A 22195-nucleotide genomic window follows, 5' to 3' on the forward strand; every position below is an offset into this window, starting at 1 on the left:
TTAGTTCCTCCAATTCTTCAATTCCTCTTCAAGGACATTCAACAATTCTTCTTCCGGCACTTTTTTAATTATTTCACCTTTTTTGATGAGTAATCCCTCACCTTTACCCCCGGCAATACCGATGTCTGCCTCTCTTGCTTCTCCCGGACCATTCACTACACATCCCATTACGGCAACTTTGATATCTAAATCATATTTTGTAACCATAGTTTCTACTTTTTCTGCTAAGCCAATCAAATCAATCTGTGTTCTGCCGCATGTCGGACAGGAAACAACGGAAATTCCACCTTTTCTCAATCCCAATGTTTTTAATATTAATTTGGCACTTCTAATTTCTTCCACAGGCTCTCCTGTCAGAGAAACTCTGATTGTATCACCAATTCCCTGATTTAAAATCAGACCGAGTCCGAGCGCTGATTTAATATTTCCGGATGTAACCGTACCGGATTCTGTAATTCCTACATGCAGTGGATAATCTGTTTTTTGTGCTATCAGTTCGTGTGCTTTTACGCACATCATAACATCCGACGACTTTATACTGATTACAAGATTATCATAACCTAAATCTTCTATCACTTTTACTTTGTCTAAAGCACTTTCAACAATACCTTCCGCTGTAACCCTGCCGTACTTCTCCAAAATATCTTTCTCCAGCGAACCACTGTTGACCCCCACTCTAATAGGAATATTCTTCGCCTTTGCCGCATTCACTACTGCTCTTACTTTCTCGATATCTCCAATGTTTCCCGGATTAATCCGAATCTTATCCGCACCATTTTCTATTGCTGCAATAGCTAATCTGTAATCAAAATGAATGTCTGCAACAAGCGGTATTGAAATATGCTTTTTTATCTCTGCAATGGCTTTTGCTGCTTCCATTGTAGGTACTGCACATCTTATAATGTCACATCCGGCTTCCTCCAGCTCTTGAATCTGCTTTACCGTTGCCTCTACATCCTCAGTCTTTGTGTTCGTCATAGACTGAATCATGATTGGATTTCCGCCGCCAATCACCTTATTTCCAATTCGGATTACCTTTGTGTTATTTCTATACATAGCCTATACCTCTTTTTTATTAGCAAAATCATGGTATTAGTTTTCTAATGTCGTTAAATACTAAAAATACCATAAGCGCCATCAGTAATACAAAACCGACAAAATGTATCATGCCTTCTTTCTCTTTTGGTATCGGCTTTCTCGTAATAATTTCAATCAAATATAGGAAAATTCGTCCTCCATCTAATGCCGGTATCGGTAGAAGATTCATTACTCCAAGGTTCGCACTCAACATAATTGCCAGATTAAGCAATGTGAGTATGGTGATTGCCGCGCCAGCCGATTTTGTGGACGAATAAGTATCACCGATTACATTAACAATTCCTACCGGTCCGGAGATTTCGTTTGCTGATACCTGACCTGTAACAAGCATCTTGAGACTCTTTAATACCATTGCAATCTCATATCTGACCTCCGTAAGGCTATATTTTATCACACCGCCTACAGACTGTTTCTCTCTTGCTAAATTATACACAAAACCTCTATTTGCAATCTCTGACACCTGAGGTTTCAATACAACCTTAATTTCTTTTCCTTTTCTGTTCAGGGTAAGGTTCACTTCCTCTTCACCAAACGGATGCGCATTAATATATTCACCCAGCTGTTTTCCTGTAGAAATTTTTGTACCATCAATTTCTGTTACAACATCACCAATCTGTACACCGGCATCCTCCATTGCAGACTTTTTCGTTACCTGACTAATTTCCGCCTCTGTATCATCCGGAGTGTACTGCATGCCGACAATTGCTCTCTTTTCCGTATCCGGCTTATAGGATATCGTTTGTTTTTCACCATTTCTTATAAAAGAAATGGTAATATCACTGCCATCTAAAGGATTCACATACTCCTCTAAGTAAATTTCTCTTCCAAGTGTTGCGTGTGCACCATTAAATTTTGTAATTTGGTCCCCCTGTCTCAATCCCGCCTGATAGGCTGCTGAGTTCTCGTCAACGGAGGTTACATATGAAATGTCTGCTCCCTTTGCACCGATTACAATAAGCGCCAACAAAAACGCCAGAATAAAATTAAAAAACGGTCCGGCAAATATAATAGCCATTCTCGCCCAAATAGATTTAGAATTAAAGGACCCCTCTTCGTCATTATCCTCGTCTTCTCCAAGCATTGCACAAGAGCCGCCAATCGGAAAAATTTTAAAGGAGTATTTTGTTCCACTCTTTGCTGTATAACTATAAATTCTTGGTCCCATACCAATGGAAAACTCATTGACCGTAACTCCATTTTTTCTCGCAACAATAAAATGTCCGAACTCATGTATCAACACTAATACACCGAAAATAATTAAAGCTATTACTATACTAATAAATGTCTGCATGATTACCACCTGTTCTCAATAAGCTCATATGCCCATTGTTCTATTTCTAATATTTCATTTACGGAAGGATTCTCTATCTTTTTATGCTCCTTCATACAATATTGTATTATATCTGTTATGTCTAAAAATCCGATTTTCCGGTCTAGGAATTTTGCGACAGCCCTCTCATTTGCAGCATTAAACACTGTAGGCATAGAGCCTCCAATCCTTCCCGCTTCATATGCCATCTTTAATCCAATAAAATTGTCCATATCCGGATTTTCAAAAGTTATCTGAGCAACTTTTCCAAAATCTACACGCTCCCCTGATAACACTCTCCTTTCAGGATAATATAAGGCATACTGAATCGGAAGCCTCATATCAGGAGTTCCAAGCTGTGCCATAATTGCTCCATCCCTGAATTGTACCATAGAATGAATCAGGCTCTGCGGCTGTACAACCACCTGTACATCTTCGAAATCGACATCAAATAACCACTTTGCCTCTATTACTTCTAATCCCTTATTGACCATCGTTGCAGAGTCAATTGTTATTTTTTGTCCCATTGTCCAGTTTGGATGCTTTAATGCATCCTCCACTCTGACATTTTTCATCTGTTCTCTGTTCCATCCTCTAAAAGGACCACCGGAAGCCGTCAAAAGAATTTTATCTATTTCTTTTTTATTTTCTCCGTTTAATGATTGAAAAATAGCACTGTGTTCACTGTCTACCGGAAGAATTTTTACCCCATAATCCTTTGCAGCTTTTATTACAAGATGTCCTGCCGTAACTAAGGTTTCCTTGTTTGCCAGAGCAATATCCTTTCCTGCCTTAATTGCCTCCAATGTAGGACGGATTCCTATCATTCCGACAAATGCAGTAACAACAATCTGTGATGTTTCATATATAGCGGTCTCTATCAGTCCCTCCATACCTGATACAACTTTTACATTTGTATCTGCAATAGCTACTTTTAAGTCAGATGCTGCATTTTCATTATAAACGCAGACAATTTCCGGTCGAAATTCCCTCACCTGTTCTTCTAATTTTTTTACATTGGAACCCGCAGCAATTGCCACAACATTTAAATCTTTATTTGCTCTTACAATGTCCAGGGTCTGTGTCCCTATAGAACCCGTAGAGCCAAGTATTGTAATATTTTTCATTGATTCTCCTTAAAAAATCTGTAACAAAACCCAGATAATCGGTGCAACATATATCACACTATCAAATCTATCCATAATTCCGCCGTGTCCCGGAATTATATTTCCATAATCTTTTATATTATGATTTCTTTTGATTGCCGATGCTGCCAAGTCTCCAACCATAGATATCCCTGCACCAACCGCACAAATAATCGCAAATGTTAAGATTGGATTTGTAAGACTCAGTTGGTCAAAAAAGATTGCAGCATAAACCGCACCTAATACCGCCGCGCCGATAACGCCACCCACAGCTCCCTCGACGGACTTCTTTGGACTTAATACGGGCGCCATCTTATGTTTTCCGAATGCCACGCCTGCTAAATATGCACATGTATCACTTCCCCAGGAACAGAGAAAAATGAGCCATACGGTGTATGCACCGTTTTCCTCCATTCTCACATTGTAAATATATGAGAGCATAACCCCTGCATATAACATACACATTATGGCATTCGAGATTTCTTCTGTCTTAAACTCCGGAAACAAAAAAACATATTGTGCCAGTAATGCAATCAAAAACACAACCATAAGTATACCCATATTATGTGTTTTTCCCATGAACAAAAGCAGATAATATGAAATCACCGCCACATATCCGGTAATTCCCGGTAACTTTTTTTCGATTCCAAGCACTTTATATAATTCATATACACCGATAAGCGATATCAATAAATTTGCTGCAAACAAAATATTTCCACCGGGAATAATTGTCGCAAGAATCAATGCTACCAAAACGATTCCACTTAAAAGTCTTGTCAAGAAAGACTTATTTGCAAACTTTTTCAAAACCATATCTACGCCTTTACCCCTCCGAATCTTCTGTCTCTCTGGTTATACTTAACAATAGCCTTCTTTAGTTCTTCCTTGTCAAAATCCGGCCATAAAACATCTGTAAAATAAAACTCCGTATAAGCCAGCTGCCACAACAGATAATTTGACAATCTAATTTCCCCGCTGGTTCTAATGAGTAAATCCGGGTCAGGTACATCTGCTGTGTCAAGATATCTTCCAATCAAATCTTCTGAAATATCCTCTATATCAATTATGCCACGTTTACAATCCTCAGCAATTTTCTTTGTGGCACGTTTTATCTCGTCACGGCTTCCATAATTTAATGCAATGATAAAATGAATCCCCGTATTCTCTTTTGAACATGCCTCTAATTCATTAATTTTATCAATAATATCCGCATCCAGCCTTGTTTTGTCTCCAATAACACTTACTTTCATATTATTTTTATTGGCGCGTTCTATGCAGTCTTTTAAGTAATTTCTCAATAATTTCATAAGCGCCTTCACTTCATCTTCGGGCCGGTTCCAGTTTTCCGTGGAAAAGGCATACATCGTAATGTATTTTATTCCCATATCATGCGCATCTTCTATAATTTTTTCTACGTTTTTTGCCCCTGCTGCATGACCTGCGTTTCTCGGTAAAAAACGCTTTTTCGCCCAACGTCCGTTCCCATCTAATATGATAGCCACATGTTCAGGAATATTAAGCCCTGTTATATCTATTTTTTGTGCCATAGTCTCTCCTTAATCGTTCTTCTCAAAACCGAAAATAGAGGAAACCTTCGTTTCCTCCTATTTTCTTTTAGTGTATCCTGACAGATTACACTATATATTTTTTTCTAAACTGTCATTATTTCGTCCGATTTTGCCTCTACCGCCGCATCAATTTTCTGGACATAAGCATCTGTAGACTTCTGAACATCATCCTGATATTCTTTAATTTCATCTTCAGAAATTCCGTCCTCTTTTCCTTTTTTCTTAATCGTATCAATAGCGTCTCTTCTAATATTTCTGATTGCTACTTTTGCATTTTCTCCTTTTTTCTTCACATCTTTCACTAATTCTTTTCTTCTTTCCTCTGTAAGTTCAGGAAATACAAGGCGAATTAATTTTCCGTCATTTGTTGGTGTAATTCCAATATCTGATGCAATAATAGCTCTCTCCACTTCTTTTAAAATGGAAGTGTCCCAAGGCTGAATACAAATCATTCTCGCTTCCGGCACAGAAACATTACCAACCTGCTGAATTGGTGTCGGTGTACCATAATAATCAACTTTTATTTTATCTAAAATATGTGGGTTTGCTCTTCCTGCCCTGATTGTAGAAAAATCACTATTCAAATTTCCCAGTGACTTTTCCATTTTTTCCTCATATGTCATCAATAATTCTTCCATAATATTACTCCTTTAATTTATACGGTTATTTTTGTTCCTATCTTTTCTCCTGATACAGCTTTATTAATGCTGTCTTCTTCATTTAATCCAAATAGAAGCATTGGCATTTTATTTTCCATTGCCAGAACGCTTGCTGCCAAATCTATAACACCCAGTCTGTCATCAACGATTTTCGATATCGGAAGTTCATCATATTTCTTGGCATTCGGATTTTTCGCCGGGTCGCTATCGTAAACACCATCAATCGCTTTGGCTCCTAAAATACAATCTGCCTCGATTTCTATTGCTCTGAGAACCATAGTCATATCTGTAGAAAAATATGGATGTCCTGTTCCGCCTGCAAAAAAGATTACCTTTCCATTCTTTAAGTCCTGCACTGCCTCATCTTTAGAAAACAACTTTGTCCATGTACCGCATGTGAAAGGCGTATATACATTGGTATCCATTCCTTCTGTCCTGAAAATTTCTGACACATATATGCAATTCATAATTGTTGCCAGCATTCCAATACCATCTGCCTTAGGTCTGTCTATTTTATTGCTGGTTCTTCCTCTCCAGAAATTTCCTCCACCAATAACAATAGCCACCTGAACCCCTTTATCGACAATAGATTTTACCTGCTTTGCCACCGCAACACAAGTCTCCTCATCAAATCCGGTTTTCTTATCTCCGGCTAAGGCTTCACCACTTAACTTCAGTAAAACTCTGTTCATTTCCTATTCCTCTTCTATTTGTCTTTTTCTAATTTAAAAATCTAGGAATAGAATAACATATAACCATAAAAAAATAAAGGATTATATTGGAAGAACCAAGATAATTATCTGTCCATCCTTTATTGTTTTTGAGGAACATTTTATATGATAAATGCCGCATTTCCGTTTTATAATCGGGATATGCGGCATTTATTTATAGTCTATTATAAAGCTCATTATTTACAGGTTCACACCACTCATTACTCGTATTTTCCCCCGGCACTTCTACTGCAATATGACTAAACCAACTATCTTTCTTTGCTCCATGCCAGTGTTTTACTTCCGGTGGAATTGTTATTACTGTACCCGGCACAAGGCTGATAGCGTCTTTTCCTTCCTCCTGATACCATCCCTCACCGGCTGTACAAATAAGAAGCTGTCCCCCTCCTTTTGTTGCATGATGAATATGCCAATTATTTCTACACCCCGGTTCAAATGTTACATTTGCCAGAAATACCGGACATTCTGCCGGTACTGTCAACGGATTTAAGTAAGAATTTCCAACAAAATATTGTGCAAAAGCAGTATTTGCCTCACCACGGCCAAAAACATTCTCTTTCTCAAACATTTCCTCACTTATTACTTTCATTTTATAACCTTCTTTCTATATATAAATGTAAAATCATCTTTTATTGATTTAATTCCTTCTTCAAATGGAATATTATATAATCAATACAGTCTAATTTTTTCTGTTCCCCATGAATTTTATCAAGCAGCCGACATTTCTGACATGACAAAAGCTTTATCATTCCTTCTAAATCCTTTTCCTTTCTAAGTTTGATATACTGGTCTATAATCTCCTGACTACATCCTATATCCTCCAAACACATAATGGTACATTGATTTTCCTTATCCAAACTAACTACTCGCCTCCTCACACTTTATAAATAAATTATACTAACACCCGGCTTTATTGTATAATACCTATATCAAATCTTATACCATGCTTGACAGGCATAATATTGAAATGTTATTTTATTAAAAAGAGTTTAACACATTACTTTAAATGAAAAATCACAAATGGAGAATATTATGGATATTAGAGTTTTACGATATTTTTTAGCTGTTGCCAGAGAAGAAAATATTTCCAGAGCCGCGGAATATTTACATATAACCCAGCCTACACTTTCACGGCAACTAAAAGAATTAGAAGATGAACTCGGTACCCGGCTTCTGATAAGAGGTAAGCGTAACATCACTTTAACTGACGAGGGAATGTTACTCAGAAAGCGTGCAGAAGAAATCACCTCTCTTATGGACAAAACAGAGGCTGAATTTCATAATTTTGATGAACATATCAGTGGCGATATTTATATCGGTGGTGGTGAGACTATTGCTATGCGCATTCTTGCGGAACTGATGATGGAAATGAATCTGGAATTTCCGGATATTACATTTCATTTATACAGTGGAAATGCAGATGATGTTATGGACCGGATTGACAAAGGATTGATTGACTTTGGTGTCGTAATTGAACCTGCCGACTATAGAAAGTATGAATCCATTTCACTTCCATATAAGGATACTTATGGACTTTTAATGAGAAAAGACCACCCTCTTTCCTCACAAAAGTCACTTCCAATCCATACTCTTTTAGATATTCCCCTTTTAGTGTCTAAACGAATGTTAGAGGGAAGATATTTTCCCGAAATTCTTGGAATACACCCTGAGCAAATGAATATCCGGGCAACATTCAACCTAATATATAATGCTACTCTCCTTGTGGAACAGGGCATGGGAGCAGCTTTAACATTAGACCACCTTGTAAATACCAGCGGTAACAGTATGCTTACCTTTATTCCACTAGAACCGGTAACTACCGTAGGTCTTTCCGTAATATGGAAACGGTATCAGATATTCTCTAAAGCTGCTAATCATTTTTTAAAAAGACTTGTGAAAAAGATTGATGCCTGCAAATAATATATGAATCCAAAAAACTTTTCTGAAAAACAATTCTTTTATTGCATAAAAAGCATCAGCCTTTTCTATAAAAAGAAAAGGCTGATGCTTTGAAATTATGGCACAATTGTACTTCCCCAGTTATAATCTACCTCTTTATAATCCGGCTTCACACTACTGAGTATTCTTGTGTATAAATAGTTGTGTGCACTGATATTGTTCATCATACGCTTTGTATATAACTCGTCAGCTATGGAATATACCGAAAACTTTTTAATATTGCTGTATGTATAATCTCCATTCGTATATTTTACATATGCTCTGACATAAATACCTTCTTTAAAAAATTCTGAAGATATATCTCCAAACATCATAGTCATCACATAGCTTGTAGCCGTCTGTGAATCGCTAAAATTGACAGATGACTTTCCGTTTTGTGTACCATGAACAGAGGCTACATATGGATTACTGCTTTCTACATAAATCTCGTTTTCCGAAGCCCGATTCGACAACCCATACACAAGACCTACTTCTTCAACATTCTCATTTGCCTTATCCACAGAGTATACTGTCCTGATTCCATCCAGTGGTGCGCTAATCTGATATCCATGAATCTGAATTTCTGCTGTCTTCATATAAACTGTTGTTGGTTCTTCTGTTGACACCTCAGTCACCTTTTCTGTCGTACCATCTTCTATCTCCACCCGGGTTGCAAATGACACATCTGTCACTTTCAAATTCATTGCTGTTGCTTCTGCAATATTTTCACCATTAACAGAACCGCCCGGGGCAATCAACAACATCACAGAACCTGTATAACCATTCGGGATAAACACTTCTTTTTCATAAGTATATGGTGTATTCGCTTTCAGACTAACATAATCTGCTGCAAGTTCTGTAAGCTCATCTCCCTCAACCTTAATAAACACATTTTTATTAATACTTGATGTCAAAGTACATTGAAACTTATAACTATGTCCCGGAATATAACTCAGATTAGAAAGTTTTGCCTGAACTCCCCATTCATTATTTCCAACAGCGGAAAGATTGAGCTGAAATCCATCTGCGGGGCTGGATGCCGCTGACATAGAACCTCCTGCATTTGCCCATGAACCGATATCGGCAGTCCATGTTCCACCGTGTTCTGCTACAGAATCACGAACTCCCGTGACAATTGTTTCACCAGAATCTATCTTTTCATAAGCTCTGACATAATCTACTTCCATCGTTGCAGGAAGTGCAGAATCATCAATATCAAATCCCGGCCAATCTCCACCTACCGCAAAATTCAAAAGAAGATAACACGGAATTGCCAGTTCTTCCATCTGCTTTGCAGAAGTTATTTCAACGGAATGATAACTCTTATCGTCAACATACCATGTAATTCTGTCCGCAGTCCACTCTACCCCATATGTATGCCACTGCGTAATATCAATATTAATACCGGCTGCACCTGTACTTGAGCCATTACTGTCATATCCTTCCTCATTGCTTGTATAATCGCATGCCCAATGTGCTGTACCATAAATAACAGATTCGTTATTGACTGCTTCCATAATATCAATCTCACCACATTTCGGCCAGGTGAGGCCATTTGTCCCCATCATCCAAAACGCCGGAAATGCTCCCATAAACTTCGGCAGCTTAATTCTCGCCTCAATCCTTCCATGATGTACAGTCACTTTATTCTGTGTATTTAATCTCGCCGATGTGTACTCTTTTCCCTGATACTGCTTCTTTAATGCCCTCAGTTTTAAAGTTCCATCGCTCACCTCGATATTCTCTGGGCTGTCACAATAGTATTGTAACTCATTATTCCATCCCCCATAACCATTTACTTCAACATTCCAATTGTTTCTGTCCAGTTGTGTTCCATTAAACTCATCACTCCAGACAAGCTTATAACTTCCTGCTGCCTGAACCTCCTTTTCCTGTCTGTTTGTGATAACAATACCACCGAAAACAAGTGCTGCCGCCATTATCACTGATACCGCTCTTTTCAATAATATGTGCATCTAATCCTCCTTTTTTATCAAATTTCCTCTTCAAATCTGATATATTATCTTTTTTTTATAATGGCGAACTCTTAGGAAAAAGTCAAGTTTATCTCTATCTAAAATCTTTCTTTTTTACAATCTTCGTACACCATAAAATTCCCGAAATGTATAATAGTACTCCAACAACAACGGCTATTATCCCGATAGATTTGACATGATTTATAATAAACGACATAATTCCTTCTAACTTAGTTGTATTTCCATCTTCCGTCAGTATGTCCATCACCATATTTGCTCCTCCCCATAACACTATTGCCGGTATCATGATTAAAAGACTTTTTATCTGTGGATTCGCCGTTCTTCCGATACTATAAAATAAAGTATTGGATAGTGTAAGATAAATAAGGGTCACTGCAATAAAATATAAAACAGTAACTGTGATATTTATCATCTTCATAGAAAAAACATTACTCATAATAAACGCTGTAATGAATCCCAAAGCCAACTCAAATGCAATAAAAAAAACTCCTACCAGATATCTGCCTGCCACACGCTCCATATCCGTACCCGGCAGCATATTGTCAAAACCACAATCTGTTTTCTGCTCATATGTAAACAATGTAGCCGGACCAATCATTACCACCAATGCCATATAACAAAACACTGAAAATATTCCATTTACATTATATCCCATCAAAGCTGACAGTGGGGTGAATAGGACAACCGACAGCAATATTACATATTTACTTCTTCTCAAATCATATTTCATAAATTTAATTGCGTTCATTTTTTTCTCTCCTTTCCTTTATGCTGTGTAGCATAATCTGTGCTATTTCCGGTTTTTCAAACGTAAATCCGCCTCCCAGTTTTTCTGCTTCTTCACTCTTTATAATCGCCTCAAAATAATAAGCCTTTTTCTCTAACCCAATCAAATATTTTTTATGTTCATAAGTTAACTTGTCAAAGTCACCTTTTACCAACATATAATCTTCTATCATCTCATCCTTTGGCTTATCGAGAACAATTTCTCCTCTGTCAATAAATGCGATATAGTCTGCAATTTCTTCTAAATCACTTAAAACATGCGTAGAAAACAGTATACTTCTCTCTCCATTCTCAATATAAGCCTGCAAATCAGAAAGAAGTTCATCTCTTACCACCGGGTCTAATCCATTTGTAGCCTCATCTAAAATCATAAGTTTAGAATCTCTTGAAAAAACGGTAGCAAACATCAGCTTAACTTTCATTCCTCTGGAAAAATTGTCAATCTTTTTATTTTCAGGCAGTCCATATTTTTTTATTAGACTATTAAATTTTTCCTCATCAAACGTAGGGTAAAAATCTTTCAAAGTTTTCCGAATCAGCTTTATCTTAGCATTTTTTGAAAAGAAAGATTCATCTCCTATGTATGCGATACTCTCTTTATACTTAACCGGATTATCCTCGTAGCGTATACCATTAATTTTAATTGTTCCTTCCTTAAACTTACAAATGTGATTAATCATATTAATTGTACTGGTCTTTCCCGCTCCGTTTTGTCCTACATATCCCATAATATAACCTGACGGGATTGTAAGATTAATGTTTTTAAGAGAAAAATCTTTATACTGTTTATTCAAATTTCTAATCTCTAAAATATTCATATCCATCTCCATTCCGCTATTGTTTAGCTTTTGTCTTATTCATTCACTCGAAAACCCACAACATCATTTTAATCTTTCCATATAGAATCCACGATATTCTTCACCTCTGATTTTGTCATTCCAATACGCTTGGCAGTCTGTACCGCTGTCTCTATTCCCTGCTCAATCCTTACAAGGTATTGTTCTCTGACAATCTTATTATTCTTTGACAATACAACGCTTCCTTTTCCCTGCATTGTAGCTATAAAGCCCTCCTGCTCTAAATCATTGTATGCCCTGGTCGTTGTAATAACGCTCACTCCTACATCTCTTGCTAAGCTTCTGATAGATGGGAGAACATATCCCTCTTCTATCTCGCCATTTAATATCTGCTCCTTTATCTGCTCTCGAATCTGCGCATAAATCGGAAGTTCAGACTGATTTGATATAATTATTTTCAATGTTTACCTCCAGTCTTTTTTGTATATACTGTATATATTACATTATATACAGTAATAACAGTATGTCAATACCTTTCCATAACTTTCCACTATTTTTTTATAATATCTGAATTATAATATAACCAAACATATGTTTGCACCAGGGAGGAATAGATATGAAACAACGCTATTATTTATGTATTGATTTAAAGTCATTTTATGCTTCTGTAGAATGTGTAGAGCGGGGACTGAACCCAATGACTGAAAATTTAGTTGTGGCAGATATGACCCGTACAGATAAAACTATATGTCTGGCTGTTTCACCTTCCATGAAAGCACTTGGGGTAAAAAACCGCTGCCGCGTTTTTGAAATTCCACAAAATATAAACTACATTACTGCTTCTCCACGCATGAAATTATATATTCATTATGCCGCTGAAATTTATGATATTTACCTGAATTACATTTCAAAGGATGACATTCATGTCTATTCCATCGATGAAGCTTTTTTAGATGTCACAGATTATTTATCACTATATAATCTGAACGCCATAGAACTTGGTCAAAAAATTATAGCTGACATTTATAACAGTCTGGGATTGTATGCTGCATGTGGCGTTGGCACCAATCTGTATCTGACCAAAGTAGCCTTAGACATTACAGCAAAACATTCAAAAGATTTTGTTGGATATTTAGACGAAGATTTATATCAAAAAAATTTGTGGACACACAGACCGCTCACCGATTTCTGGCATATTGGACATGGAATTGCCAAAAGGCTTGCTTCACTTGGAATTTATACGATGAAAGAGATTACAGAAACAAATGAAGATTTGTTATATCGTACATTCGGCATAGATGCAGAGCTTTTAATAGACCACGCCTGGGGAAGAGAACCTGTTACCATAAAAGATATAAAAAATTATAAACCGAAACACAGCTGTCTCTCCAGCGGACAAGTTCTAATGCGTGATTACGCTTTTGATGAGGGTAAATTAATTGTAAAAGAAATGATAGATTTATTATGTCTGGATTTAGTGGAAAAAGAACTTGTAACCAACTCTGTAACACTGCATGTAGGCTACTCCAGAGCACTTAATACTGCTCCTGCCCATGGCACTGTAAATTTAGATATAGAGACCAATGCAGATATCGTAATCATTGATGCCGTATGCAGATTATATGAACGAATCGTTAATTGTAACCTTCATATACGACGTATTTGCATAACCTGCAACAATGTAATGCACGAAAATTATAGGCAATACAGCTTTTTCACTGACAACGAAGAATTGGAACGAAACAGGAAGATTCAAAAAACAGTTATTGATATTAAAAACCGCTTCGGAAAAAATGCCATTATAAGAGGAATGGATTTATTGGACAATGCCACCACAATAGAACGCAATATGCAGATTGGTGGACATAAAAGCGGTGAATAAACGGAGGTCCTTATGAATAAAAAAACAAAAATAAAAATGGCTATTGCTGACAGAGCAAAACAATTTATGCCTTTCTCTGCTCTAAAAGGCTTAGAAACAGCGCTGCAAAAAAAAGAACAGGAAAAAACAGAGCAAGTATCAAAATAAATATTATTCTCTACATTTATGTACAAATCTGTCGATTTTAGCGCCATCTTTACCAAAGCCACAATCCCGTTCAACGCCGGAAGAAACGTCTACACCGTCAGGTTGTACATATTGAATTGCAGAAATCACATTATCATAATTTAATCCCCCTGCTAAAAGCAACAGTTTTTCATCCCTTGGAATATTTTGCACCAATTTCCAATCAAAGGTTTTCCCACTTCCCGGTTCAGATGCATCAAACACATAACCGCATATTGCCTGACATTTATGATACTCCTCGTATTTATCTATATCATTCACATTAAATGCTTTTAGCACAGGGATATTTATCTTTTCAAAAAATCCCTGCGGTATTTCTCCATGAATCTGAATGTAATCAAAACCTGCCTCCTGTATCTTTACAGCTTCGTCAATAACCGGCGCTACAACAACTGCAACTGTTTTTATATTATCATCTAACGCCCCCATAATCTCTTTTGCCTGTTCTATTGTAATATTTCTTTTACTCTTTGGAAAAAACAAAACCATTCCGGCAAAATCTACATTATTTCTATTTAAATACTCTGCCTCCCTGGGAGTAGTCAGCCCACAAACTTTTATTTTCATCGCACACTTCCTTTATAATACAACTTTGTTTTACGATAACTTATAGACAATCAGATACGAAAACATTTTTGTATATCCCGGTTTCTTCCCAAAACCAACATATTATCCCCCTCCATTAACTCTGTATCCGGCATAATATTGAGGTCCAGCTTTCCATCATGTCTCAAAGCCATTATATTGATATTAAAATGTTTCCTTATTGCAATATCTTCAACTGTTTTTCCGAACCATTGCTTTGGTATTCCCACTTCTACTACAGAGCAGTCTTCTCCCAGCTCAATATAATCAAATATATGATTTGCGGTATATCTTATTGCAGTCCATCTTGCCAACTGTTTTTCGGGATAAACCACTTCGTCTGCACCATTTCTCAATAAAAACTTCGCATGGACATCTCTTGCCGCTCTTGATACAACCAGCTCTGCTCCCAACTCTTTTAACAGGGAAGTTGTTTCCAAAGAATTTTGAAAATCATCACCGATAGCGACAATGCAAACATCAAAGTTCCTAATTCCCAATGAATATAAAAATTCTTTGTTTGTACTATCCCCTATTTGGGCGCTCGTCACAAAAGACAAAACTGCATTCACCCTATCTTCTTTTTTATCAACTGCCAAAACTTCATGATTTAATTCATCAAGTTTCTTTGCTATATGCCTGCCAAATCTCCCAAGTCCAATTAATAAAACTGATTTCATTTTAATTCTCCTTATCCTACCATAATCTTTTCTTCCGGTAATTTTGAAACACTAGGCTTCTTGCTGGAAAACGCCGCAAAAATTATTGTAAGTCCTCCAACTCTGCCAAAAAACATTAAAATTATCAAAACAATTCTCGATATAGCTCCCACATGCGGTGTAATTCCCAATGTCAATCCTACAGTACATATAGCAGATGCCGTCTCAAACAGAGAATCAATAATCGGAACTCCATCTACTATACTTATGATTATCCCACCGGTAAGAAATAAAAATACATATAAAAGAAGGATGGTGGCAGCACACCTTACAACTTCAACTGAAATTCTTCTCCTAAATAAATGTGCATCAGACTTTCTCTGAAATACGGCAAACGCCGTAGCAAAAAGTACAGCCACAGTGGTAATTTTCATTCCCCCTGCTGTAGAACCTGTGGCACCGCCCACAAACATTAACATAATCATAATCAGCTGCCCTGCTCCAGTCAATTTCGTTAAATCTGCTGTATTAAATCCTGCTGTCCTCGGTGTAACTGACTGAAATAACGACATTTGAATCTTCTCCGATACAGATATCCCATTCCATGCTTCTCTTGAAAATTCACAAAAATAAAAATATAATGCAGGGACAATAATCAATCCGACCGTAATCGTCAATATCACCTTACTCTGCATCCTATAATGCCTAAAATGCCATTTATGAACTTTAATATCATCCCATGTAACAAACCCGATTCCACCAATTAATATAAGTAACATAACAATAATATTAATTACCGGTGTCGCTGCAAAATGAGTTAACGAAGAATACTGACTCTTATATCCCATAAGGTCGAAACCGGCATTACAAAAAGCTGAGATTGAATGAAATAAAGAATACCAGATTCCCTTCCATACGCCAACCTCTTTATAGAATAACGGATACATCAGCATTGCCCCTATCAGCTCTACCATAACTGTTGTCCTGATGATAAATCCTGTCATCTTTACGATTCCTTCTATCTTGGGTGCCGCAATCGCCTCCTGCATAACACTTCTCTGCATTAATCCAATTTTCTTACCGGATAAAACTGTAAGGGAAATTGCTATCGTTATAACTCCCATTCCACCAATCTGTATCAAAAAAAGTATGACGGTCTGACCGAACCCCGACCAGTATGTGGCTGTATCCTGTACAACCAGACCTGTAACACATACAGCTGATGTTGCAGTAAAAAGGGAATCAAAAAAAGAAGCTCCTCCTTCTTGTCTGGTTGCACATGGCAACATTAATAAAAAGCTTCCAATAATAATCACGATAAAAAAGCCTACAAAAATAAATTGAGAGGTTGACAGATGTCTATGCCTTCCTGCTTTCATAATACCTCCTTATTGCACGTCTACCCTGTATCACAAAGCTTCGATAAATAACTTTACTTCATCTAAATTATTCATTATCTTATATGCTAACTTTGCAGTCTTACATTCCGGATATTTCATATCCGGAATGCAGATTACCTTTATTTTTCCTGCGTTTGCTGCCAAAATTCCTGCTTCCGAATCCTCTAACACCAAAGCTTCCTCTGGCATAATACGAATTTTTTCACATGCTCTTAAAAAAACCTCCGGATTTGGCTTTCCACATATAACTTCATCCCCACAAATTGATGCATCAAAGTAGTTATCCAGCTTTGCGCTCTTTAAAATCTTATCTACTCTTTTTCTGTCACTGGAAGTCGCAACCACAGTTTTGTAATTATTTTTCTTCAAAAACTCCAATAAATGGATAAGCCCCTTTTTCACCGGGACCCCTTCGGTATCAAATACATTTTCCATATATTCATGAACCTGCTCTAATATCTTTTCAAACGGAAAACTCCCGCCATATTTTTTTCTAAACTTTTCTCCGCCCTCTCTCGCAGTAATTCCGAGAACCGTCTTGTAAAATTCTTCTGTTATGATATATCCCATAGATTCCATTACTTTTTTATATCCCTCAAAGGTAACTCTCTCGCTGTCTATCATCAAACCATCCATATCAAAAATAACTGCTTTTACCATTTTTTCTCCATTTTATTTCTATAAAATAATTATCTTTTATGGCTCCATACATCTTTGGAAAACAATATTAATATCGGAAAAATCTCAAGTCTTCCCGCTAACATATCTATAATTAACACAATTTTTGAAAAATCGCCAAACATACCGTAATTACAGGCAGGACCAACAAGTTCCAAACCCGGACCTATATTATTAAAGCATGAAATAACTGCTGAAATATTGGTTGTAATTGTAAGCCCATCAATAGCGACCAGCAGAAAACTGATAAAAATAATCAGAAAATATGCAGCCACATATACATTAGTTCCCTCAACAACCTTTTCACTGACCACATGTCCATTATTTCTCACAACTTCAATTTTATTCGGATTCAACGTTTTTCTGATTCCACGTCTTACACTTTTAATTAATATCAGCAATCTTCCACATTTGAAGCCTCCCCCTGTACTTCCTGCACATGCGCCAATCATCATAAGCGTCAGCAAAATAGCTTTGGAAAAGTTAGGCCATGTGTCAAAATTTTCTGTAGCAAAACCCGTTGTCGTAATAATACTGGCTACCGTAAAAGATGCATGATGAAATGCATTTCCAATATTGTCAAATAAATGATAAATATTCATGGTTATTGCCACGGTACTTGCTAACACCAGTCCCAAATATAACTTTAACTCTCCATCTTTGATTACAGTGCGTATTTTCTTTAGAATAATCAAATAGTAACAGCTAAAGTTTACGCCAAACAGCAGCATAAAAACTGTACAAACATTTTGTATATATGGGCTATATCCCGCTATGCTGTCATTCTTTATACCAAATCCTCCCGTACCTGCCGTGCCAAGCGCGGTACACACTGCATCGAACACCGGCATTCTCCCTAGCAGCAAAAAAATAACATTGAGAACTGTAAGAAAAACATAGAGTAAATATAGTATTTTAGCAGTATCACGCATTCGTGGCGCCAATTTTCCTACATCCGGTCCCGGGCTTTCCGCTCTTAATAAATGCATGGTAAATCTGTTGCTTCTTCCGTTCGCCGGCGCAATTGCAAGTAAAAATACTAATACTCCCATACCACCCAGCCAGTGACTGAAACTTCTCCAATAGAGAATTCCTCTGGATAAACTTTCAACCTCCGGCAATATGGAAGCACCTGTTGTCGTAAAACCCGATACCATCTCGAATAAAGCATCAATAAATCTTGGTATTTCCCCTGAAATGTAAAAAGGAAGGCAGCCGAGCAAACTTAGCACTATCCACCCGATTCCGACACAAAATAAGCCTTCTTTCGCAAAAAACCTCTGCTTAGCTCCATGACATGCAGCAAACAGAATCGCTGACACCAGAAGAATTATCAATATACTAAAAATAAAACTGGAACTTGCACGATGGTCTCCGTCAAAAAGACTTATGCACAATGCAGGAATCATAAAAACAGCTTCTACTGTAAGTATTTTTGATATAAACCGCCCCATTACTTTATAGTTCATTTTCTTTTCTGTTTCCTCCCGCTCACTCAAAAATGTCATTTAACTGATGTATCACGGTATCTCCTGTGGCAACAACAATAACGGTATCTCCCAGCTCAAATTTCGACTCACCATTAGGAATCACCGTTCTACCTCTATGCGTAATACATACAATTAATACATTCTTTTTAACCTTTATGTCTTTTAATAACATTCCACAATATTTCGTATGCTCACCAACTCTAAATTCCAATGCCTCTGCCTGTCCGTCAACAATACTGTGTACAGCAATTGCAGCCCCTGTCTGAGCCTCCAATGCTCTTACATACCTTACAATAGTATTGCAGCACAATTCTTTTGGACAAACAATACTTCCAAGCTCCAGCGTATCCTGTATATTACTTTTTTCAGTATGCGCTACCTTCGTTATTACCTGTGGAACACCACAATTTTTAGCATATAAGGAGATAATAATATTTAATTCATCCATTCCGGTAAGTGTTACTAAGGCATCGCAATTTTCAATTCCCTGACTCTCTAAAAGAGTACGTCTGCTTGCATCGCCACAAATCACTGTAACATTTGGAAGCAATTCTGCCAACTGTCTCGCCCTATCCGCATTTTCTTCTATAATTTTAACCGAGATACCCGTATTCTCTAATTGTCTGGCTAAATAGTAACTTACTCTTCCTCCCCCACATATCATGATTTTCTTCACCTTATGTGTTATTATGCCAAGATTTTTTAAAAGTATGGTCATATTAAATCTTGGAGCAGTAACATAAATTCTGTCACCTTCTTTTAATATAAAATTACCGTCCGGCGCCTCCACTACTCCGTTACGCCTTACCGCACAGACCAAAACTTTGCATTTAATAATACTATATAATTCATTTAAAGATACATCTTTCAATACACTGTTTTTATCTATTCTCAGTTCTACAATTTCTACTTTTCCTTTTGCAAAAGTATCTCGCTGTAGAAAACCCGGATATTTTAAAAGACGCTCAATTTCTACCGCCGCCTGCTTTTCGGGATTAACGGTCATAGAAAGCGCAAATGCATCCCTCATGCGATAAATCTGCTCACTATACTCCGGATTTCGGATTCTGGCTATTGTATGTAAATTGGGATTCATCTGATGCGCGGTCATACAGCACAGTAAATTAATCTCGTCCGCACTTGTGGCTGCAATAAGTAAATCCGTCTTCTCGACTTCCGCCTCCTCTAGAACTGACATCAACGCACAGTTTCCGTGTACTGCCATCACATCATATCTCTCAAGACTTGCCTCTAAAACTTTTGGATTTGAGTCAATTACTGTTAAATCATATCCTTCCGCAGATAACTTTCTAGTCAGAGTCACTCCGACCTTTCCATCACCGGCAATAATAATTCTCAACTGCTTCTCCTCCTACTTCAAGAATGTATGTAGAACATAATTTTAATACTACTAAATCATTATATAACTTATCAGTAGAAAATCAATAGCCACTGTCACTACAAAGCAATAAGTCATTCATATATAATTTTATCAGCACCTCTTAAAGATTGTTGCGACAAAATTTATATATAAATGACTTATTTTTACACTGTCAATATAAAAGCTTTCCTGCTATATGGCAGAAAACATGAAAACTTGAACTATTTAATTTTAAATGTAGCATATCTGTTTTTCTTTTTAAAATCCACATCTACATATATTCTATATTTTCCCTTAGTCAAATCTTTTTTACTATAATAAAAAGAAAGATTATATGTTTTATATGCTGATGATTTTGGAGGTAAAACATAGGCGATATCTACAAACGCAATCTCTCCTTTGCTCTTATCAAAGCTAAGTTTTTTCCATTTTCCATCCACATATTTTTTTACACAGAAAGATTCTCCATAATAAATATCTGTTTTCTTTCTATTTGTAATTTTGACTTTTACGGTTACTTTTTTCTTCCCGGCTTTTACTTTTGAAACTCTTACTCCACTCCTCTGTTTTTTCTGATACTTACAGACACTTTTGGGCGTTTTTTGCGACGAAGCGTTTAGACTGATTTTCTGCACTCCTGTCATCGCAACAACCATGGTCAAAATTAGTAGCATTGTAACTGTCTTTTTCAATTTTTTCATAATATCATCTCCTTTCAGCTTTTATGCTTCTATTAATATTAATCTTACATTTATTACTTTTGTTATAAATATTGATTTTTAATAGAAAAATGCGATATATTAACTACGGAAAATTATTTTTCATCAAAATGTTAGGAGAACTATCATGAATTTAAACCATACAAAAATAATTCTTGCTTCACAATCCCCCAGAAGATGTGAACTAATGAAACAGGCCGGATTCGATTTTGAGGTCATAAAATCAGACATAGCAGAGAGCATAGACAGCACGACTCCATCTACCGTGGTTGAAGAATTATCTCTCCGGAAAGCAGACGACGTTTTCAACAAACTTTTTAGCCATATAGACTTATCCCTTATGGCATATAACGATTTATCTCTTTTAGTAATTGGCTCCGACACAATTGTATCAAAAGATAACATAATCATGGGAAAGCCCAAAAGCAAGGAAGAAGCTTTTTCTATGATTCACTCTATCCAGGATAATACACACCAAGTATACACCGGTGTCACACTTCTCATATATGATTTCAATTCTCAAAAAAGGTCTGTACATTCCTTTCACGAATGCACCAACGTTACCTTATATCCAATGTCTGATTATGAAATTAATCAATACATTTCCAGTGGTGACTGTTATGATAAAGCCGGAGGATATGGTATACAAGGTCAATTTGCCATATATATAAAAAGTATTCAAGGTGACTATAACAATGTTGTCGGACTTCCAATTGCCAGGCTTTATCAGGAAATCAAAAATTTATAACTATTTTTATAATCTATTTTCTTATTTGGAACATATTAGTTTCTTCCACATATTATATAGTGTACAAGACAAGGAGGAAAATATATGTGTAGCGAAGAAACAAAAGGTCAGGGAAGATTTTATCCACACGTTCATGAAGTATTAGGAAGTACCCAGCTTACCGGATCATGTTGCGAGGCACCACACAATCATCGTTTTGCAACAGTAACAGGAGACGCAATCAAACGAGGAAACAATCATGTGCATAAAATAGAATTTGGTACAGATACGTTTGATGACCATGAGCATAGTTTCTGCGGTGAGACATCACCTGCAGTATTTATTTCTAAAACCAGACATGTGCATTATATCAAAGGCTATACGACTACTGATGATGGACACAAACATGAATTTCGCGTTGGAACTTTAATTGACAATCCTATCGAATGTAGATAACATC

At 36.7% G+C, this 22195-nt stretch carries 25 protein-coding genes; 5 read left to right on the top strand and 20 right to left on the bottom strand.

Annotated features, from left to right (window positions below; genetic code table 11):
* The 9 genes from ispG to Q5O86_RS05915 all read right to left on the bottom strand — a co-directional run bounded on the left by ispG (nucleotide 1) and on the right by Q5O86_RS05915 (nucleotide 7367).
* Nucleotides 1–1056 (bottom strand): flavodoxin-dependent (E)-4-hydroxy-3-methylbut-2-enyl-diphosphate synthase, encoded by a 1056-nt coding sequence (gene ispG / locus Q5O86_RS05875; protein ID WP_302626213.1) that lies wholly within the window; start codon nucleotides 1054–1056, stop codon nucleotides 1–3.
* Between the two features lie 28 nt (nucleotides 1057–1084).
* Entirely contained in the window at nucleotides 1085–2389 is a 1305-nt protein-coding gene (gene rseP, locus Q5O86_RS05880; protein WP_302626214.1) for an RIP metalloprotease RseP, read from the bottom strand.
* Nucleotides 2390–2391: 2 nt separating this feature from the next.
* Entirely contained in the window at nucleotides 2392–3534 is a 1143-nt protein-coding gene (locus Q5O86_RS05885; protein WP_302626215.1) for a 1-deoxy-D-xylulose-5-phosphate reductoisomerase, read from the bottom strand.
* Nucleotides 3535–3543: 9 nt separating this feature from the next.
* Nucleotides 3544–4365, bottom strand: coding sequence for a phosphatidate cytidylyltransferase (locus Q5O86_RS05890; RefSeq protein WP_302626216.1), 822 nt, complete (start codon nucleotides 4363–4365; stop codon nucleotides 3544–3546).
* A 2-nt stretch (nucleotides 4366–4367) separates the two neighbouring features.
* Entirely contained in the window at nucleotides 4368–5099 is a 732-nt protein-coding gene (locus Q5O86_RS05895) for an isoprenyl transferase (protein WP_302626217.1), read from the bottom strand.
* Between the two features lie 104 nt (nucleotides 5100–5203).
* Nucleotides 5204–5758 carry a ribosome recycling factor gene (gene frr / locus Q5O86_RS05900; protein ID WP_302626218.1) on the bottom strand — a complete coding sequence of 185 codons (555 nt, stop codon included), beginning with the start codon at nucleotides 5756–5758 and terminating at the stop codon, nucleotides 5204–5206.
* A gap of 17 nt (nucleotides 5759–5775) precedes the next feature.
* Entirely contained in the window at nucleotides 5776–6471 is a 696-nt protein-coding gene (pyrH, locus tag Q5O86_RS05905; protein WP_302626219.1) for a UMP kinase, read from the bottom strand.
* 193 nt (nucleotides 6472–6664) lie between these two features.
* Entirely contained in the window at nucleotides 6665–7099 is a 435-nt protein-coding gene (locus Q5O86_RS05910) for a cupin domain-containing protein (RefSeq protein ID WP_302626220.1), read from the bottom strand.
* 40 nt (nucleotides 7100–7139) lie between these two features.
* Nucleotides 7140–7367, bottom strand: coding sequence for a hypothetical protein (locus Q5O86_RS05915; RefSeq protein ID WP_302626221.1), 228 nt, complete (start codon nucleotides 7365–7367; stop codon nucleotides 7140–7142).
* 175 nt (nucleotides 7368–7542) lie between these two features.
* On the opposite strand from Q5O86_RS05915, the gene Q5O86_RS05920 reads away from it, so the two are divergent.
* Nucleotides 7543–8430, top strand: a complete 888-nt coding sequence (locus tag Q5O86_RS05920; RefSeq protein WP_302626222.1) for a LysR family transcriptional regulator — start codon at nucleotides 7543–7545, stop codon at nucleotides 8428–8430.
* Between the two features lie 95 nt (nucleotides 8431–8525).
* Here Q5O86_RS05920 and Q5O86_RS05925 read toward each other — a convergent pair whose 3' ends face one another.
* The 4 genes from Q5O86_RS05925 to Q5O86_RS05940 all read right to left on the bottom strand — a co-directional run bounded on the left by Q5O86_RS05925 (nucleotide 8526) and on the right by Q5O86_RS05940 (nucleotide 12489).
* A complete protein-coding gene (locus Q5O86_RS05925) occupies nucleotides 8526–10424 on the bottom strand; it encodes a glycoside hydrolase family 16 protein (RefSeq protein WP_302626223.1) in 1899 nt (632 codons plus the stop codon).
* A gap of 94 nt (nucleotides 10425–10518) precedes the next feature.
* The gene (locus Q5O86_RS05930) at nucleotides 10519–11193 is read right to left on the bottom strand and encodes an ABC-2 transporter permease (protein WP_302626224.1); all 675 of its coding nucleotides are present in this window, start codon (nucleotides 11191–11193) and stop codon (nucleotides 10519–10521) included.
* A complete protein-coding gene (locus Q5O86_RS05935; protein ID WP_302626225.1) occupies nucleotides 11180–12049 on the bottom strand; it encodes an ABC transporter ATP-binding protein in 870 nt (289 codons plus the stop codon). Before Q5O86_RS05935 ends, Q5O86_RS05930 begins: the two co-directional genes overlap by 14 nt.
* Nucleotides 12050–12117: 68 nt before the next feature.
* The gene (locus Q5O86_RS05940) at nucleotides 12118–12489 is read right to left on the bottom strand and encodes a GntR family transcriptional regulator (protein WP_302626226.1); all 372 of its coding nucleotides are present in this window, start codon (nucleotides 12487–12489) and stop codon (nucleotides 12118–12120) included.
* A 155-nt stretch (nucleotides 12490–12644) separates the two neighbouring features.
* On the opposite strand from Q5O86_RS05940, the gene Q5O86_RS05945 reads away from it, so the two are divergent.
* Nucleotides 12645–13910, top strand: a complete 1266-nt coding sequence (locus Q5O86_RS05945) for a DNA repair protein (RefSeq protein WP_302626227.1) — start codon at nucleotides 12645–12647, stop codon at nucleotides 13908–13910.
* Between the two features lie 12 nt (nucleotides 13911–13922).
* Nucleotides 13923–14057, top strand: a complete 135-nt coding sequence (locus tag Q5O86_RS05950; RefSeq protein WP_302626228.1) for a hypothetical protein — start codon at nucleotides 13923–13925, stop codon at nucleotides 14055–14057.
* A 3-nt stretch (nucleotides 14058–14060) separates the two neighbouring features.
* Here the strand turns inward: Q5O86_RS05950 and Q5O86_RS05955 are convergent, their stop codons facing one another.
* From Q5O86_RS05955 to Q5O86_RS05985, 7 genes are all read right to left on the bottom strand, one after another.
* The gene (locus Q5O86_RS05955) at nucleotides 14061–14663 is read right to left on the bottom strand and encodes a phosphoribosylanthranilate isomerase (RefSeq protein ID WP_302626229.1); all 603 of its coding nucleotides are present in this window, start codon (nucleotides 14661–14663) and stop codon (nucleotides 14061–14063) included.
* Between the two features lie 50 nt (nucleotides 14664–14713).
* Entirely contained in the window at nucleotides 14714–15361 is a 648-nt protein-coding gene (locus tag Q5O86_RS05960; RefSeq protein ID WP_302626230.1) for a TrkA family potassium uptake protein, read from the bottom strand.
* An 11-nt stretch (nucleotides 15362–15372) separates the two neighbouring features.
* Nucleotides 15373–16629: a TrkH family potassium uptake protein gene (locus Q5O86_RS05965; protein WP_368074745.1), complete on the bottom strand. Its 1257-nt coding sequence runs from the start codon at nucleotides 16627–16629 to the stop codon at nucleotides 15373–15375.
* A gap of 120 nt (nucleotides 16630–16749) precedes the next feature.
* Nucleotides 16750–17400: an HAD family phosphatase gene (locus Q5O86_RS05970; RefSeq protein ID WP_302626232.1), complete on the bottom strand. Its 651-nt coding sequence runs from the start codon at nucleotides 17398–17400 to the stop codon at nucleotides 16750–16752.
* A 29-nt stretch (nucleotides 17401–17429) separates the two neighbouring features.
* Nucleotides 17430–18887 (bottom strand): TrkH family potassium uptake protein, encoded by a 1458-nt coding sequence (locus Q5O86_RS05975; protein ID WP_302626233.1) that lies wholly within the window; start codon nucleotides 18885–18887, stop codon nucleotides 17430–17432.
* A gap of 22 nt (nucleotides 18888–18909) precedes the next feature.
* Nucleotides 18910–20268, bottom strand: coding sequence for a Trk system potassium transporter TrkA (gene trkA / locus Q5O86_RS05980; protein ID WP_302626234.1), 1359 nt, complete (start codon nucleotides 20266–20268; stop codon nucleotides 18910–18912).
* 242 nt (nucleotides 20269–20510) lie between these two features.
* Nucleotides 20511–20990, bottom strand: coding sequence for an immunoglobulin-like domain-containing protein (locus tag Q5O86_RS05985; protein ID WP_302626235.1), 480 nt, complete (start codon nucleotides 20988–20990; stop codon nucleotides 20511–20513).
* A 145-nt stretch (nucleotides 20991–21135) separates the two neighbouring features.
* Between Q5O86_RS05985 and Q5O86_RS05990 the strand changes: the two genes are divergently transcribed.
* Nucleotides 21136–21756, top strand: coding sequence for a Maf family protein (locus Q5O86_RS05990; protein ID WP_302626236.1), 621 nt, complete (start codon nucleotides 21136–21138; stop codon nucleotides 21754–21756).
* 84 nt (nucleotides 21757–21840) lie between these two features.
* Entirely contained in the window at nucleotides 21841–22191 is a 351-nt protein-coding gene (locus tag Q5O86_RS05995; protein WP_302626237.1) for a YmaF family protein, read from the top strand.
* Nucleotides 22192–22195 lie beyond the last annotated feature (4 nt).

This window comes from uncultured Eubacterium sp., from assembly GCF_937958975.1.
Taxonomy (GTDB): Bacteria; Bacillota; Clostridia; order Lachnospirales; family Lachnospiraceae; genus Eubacterium_G.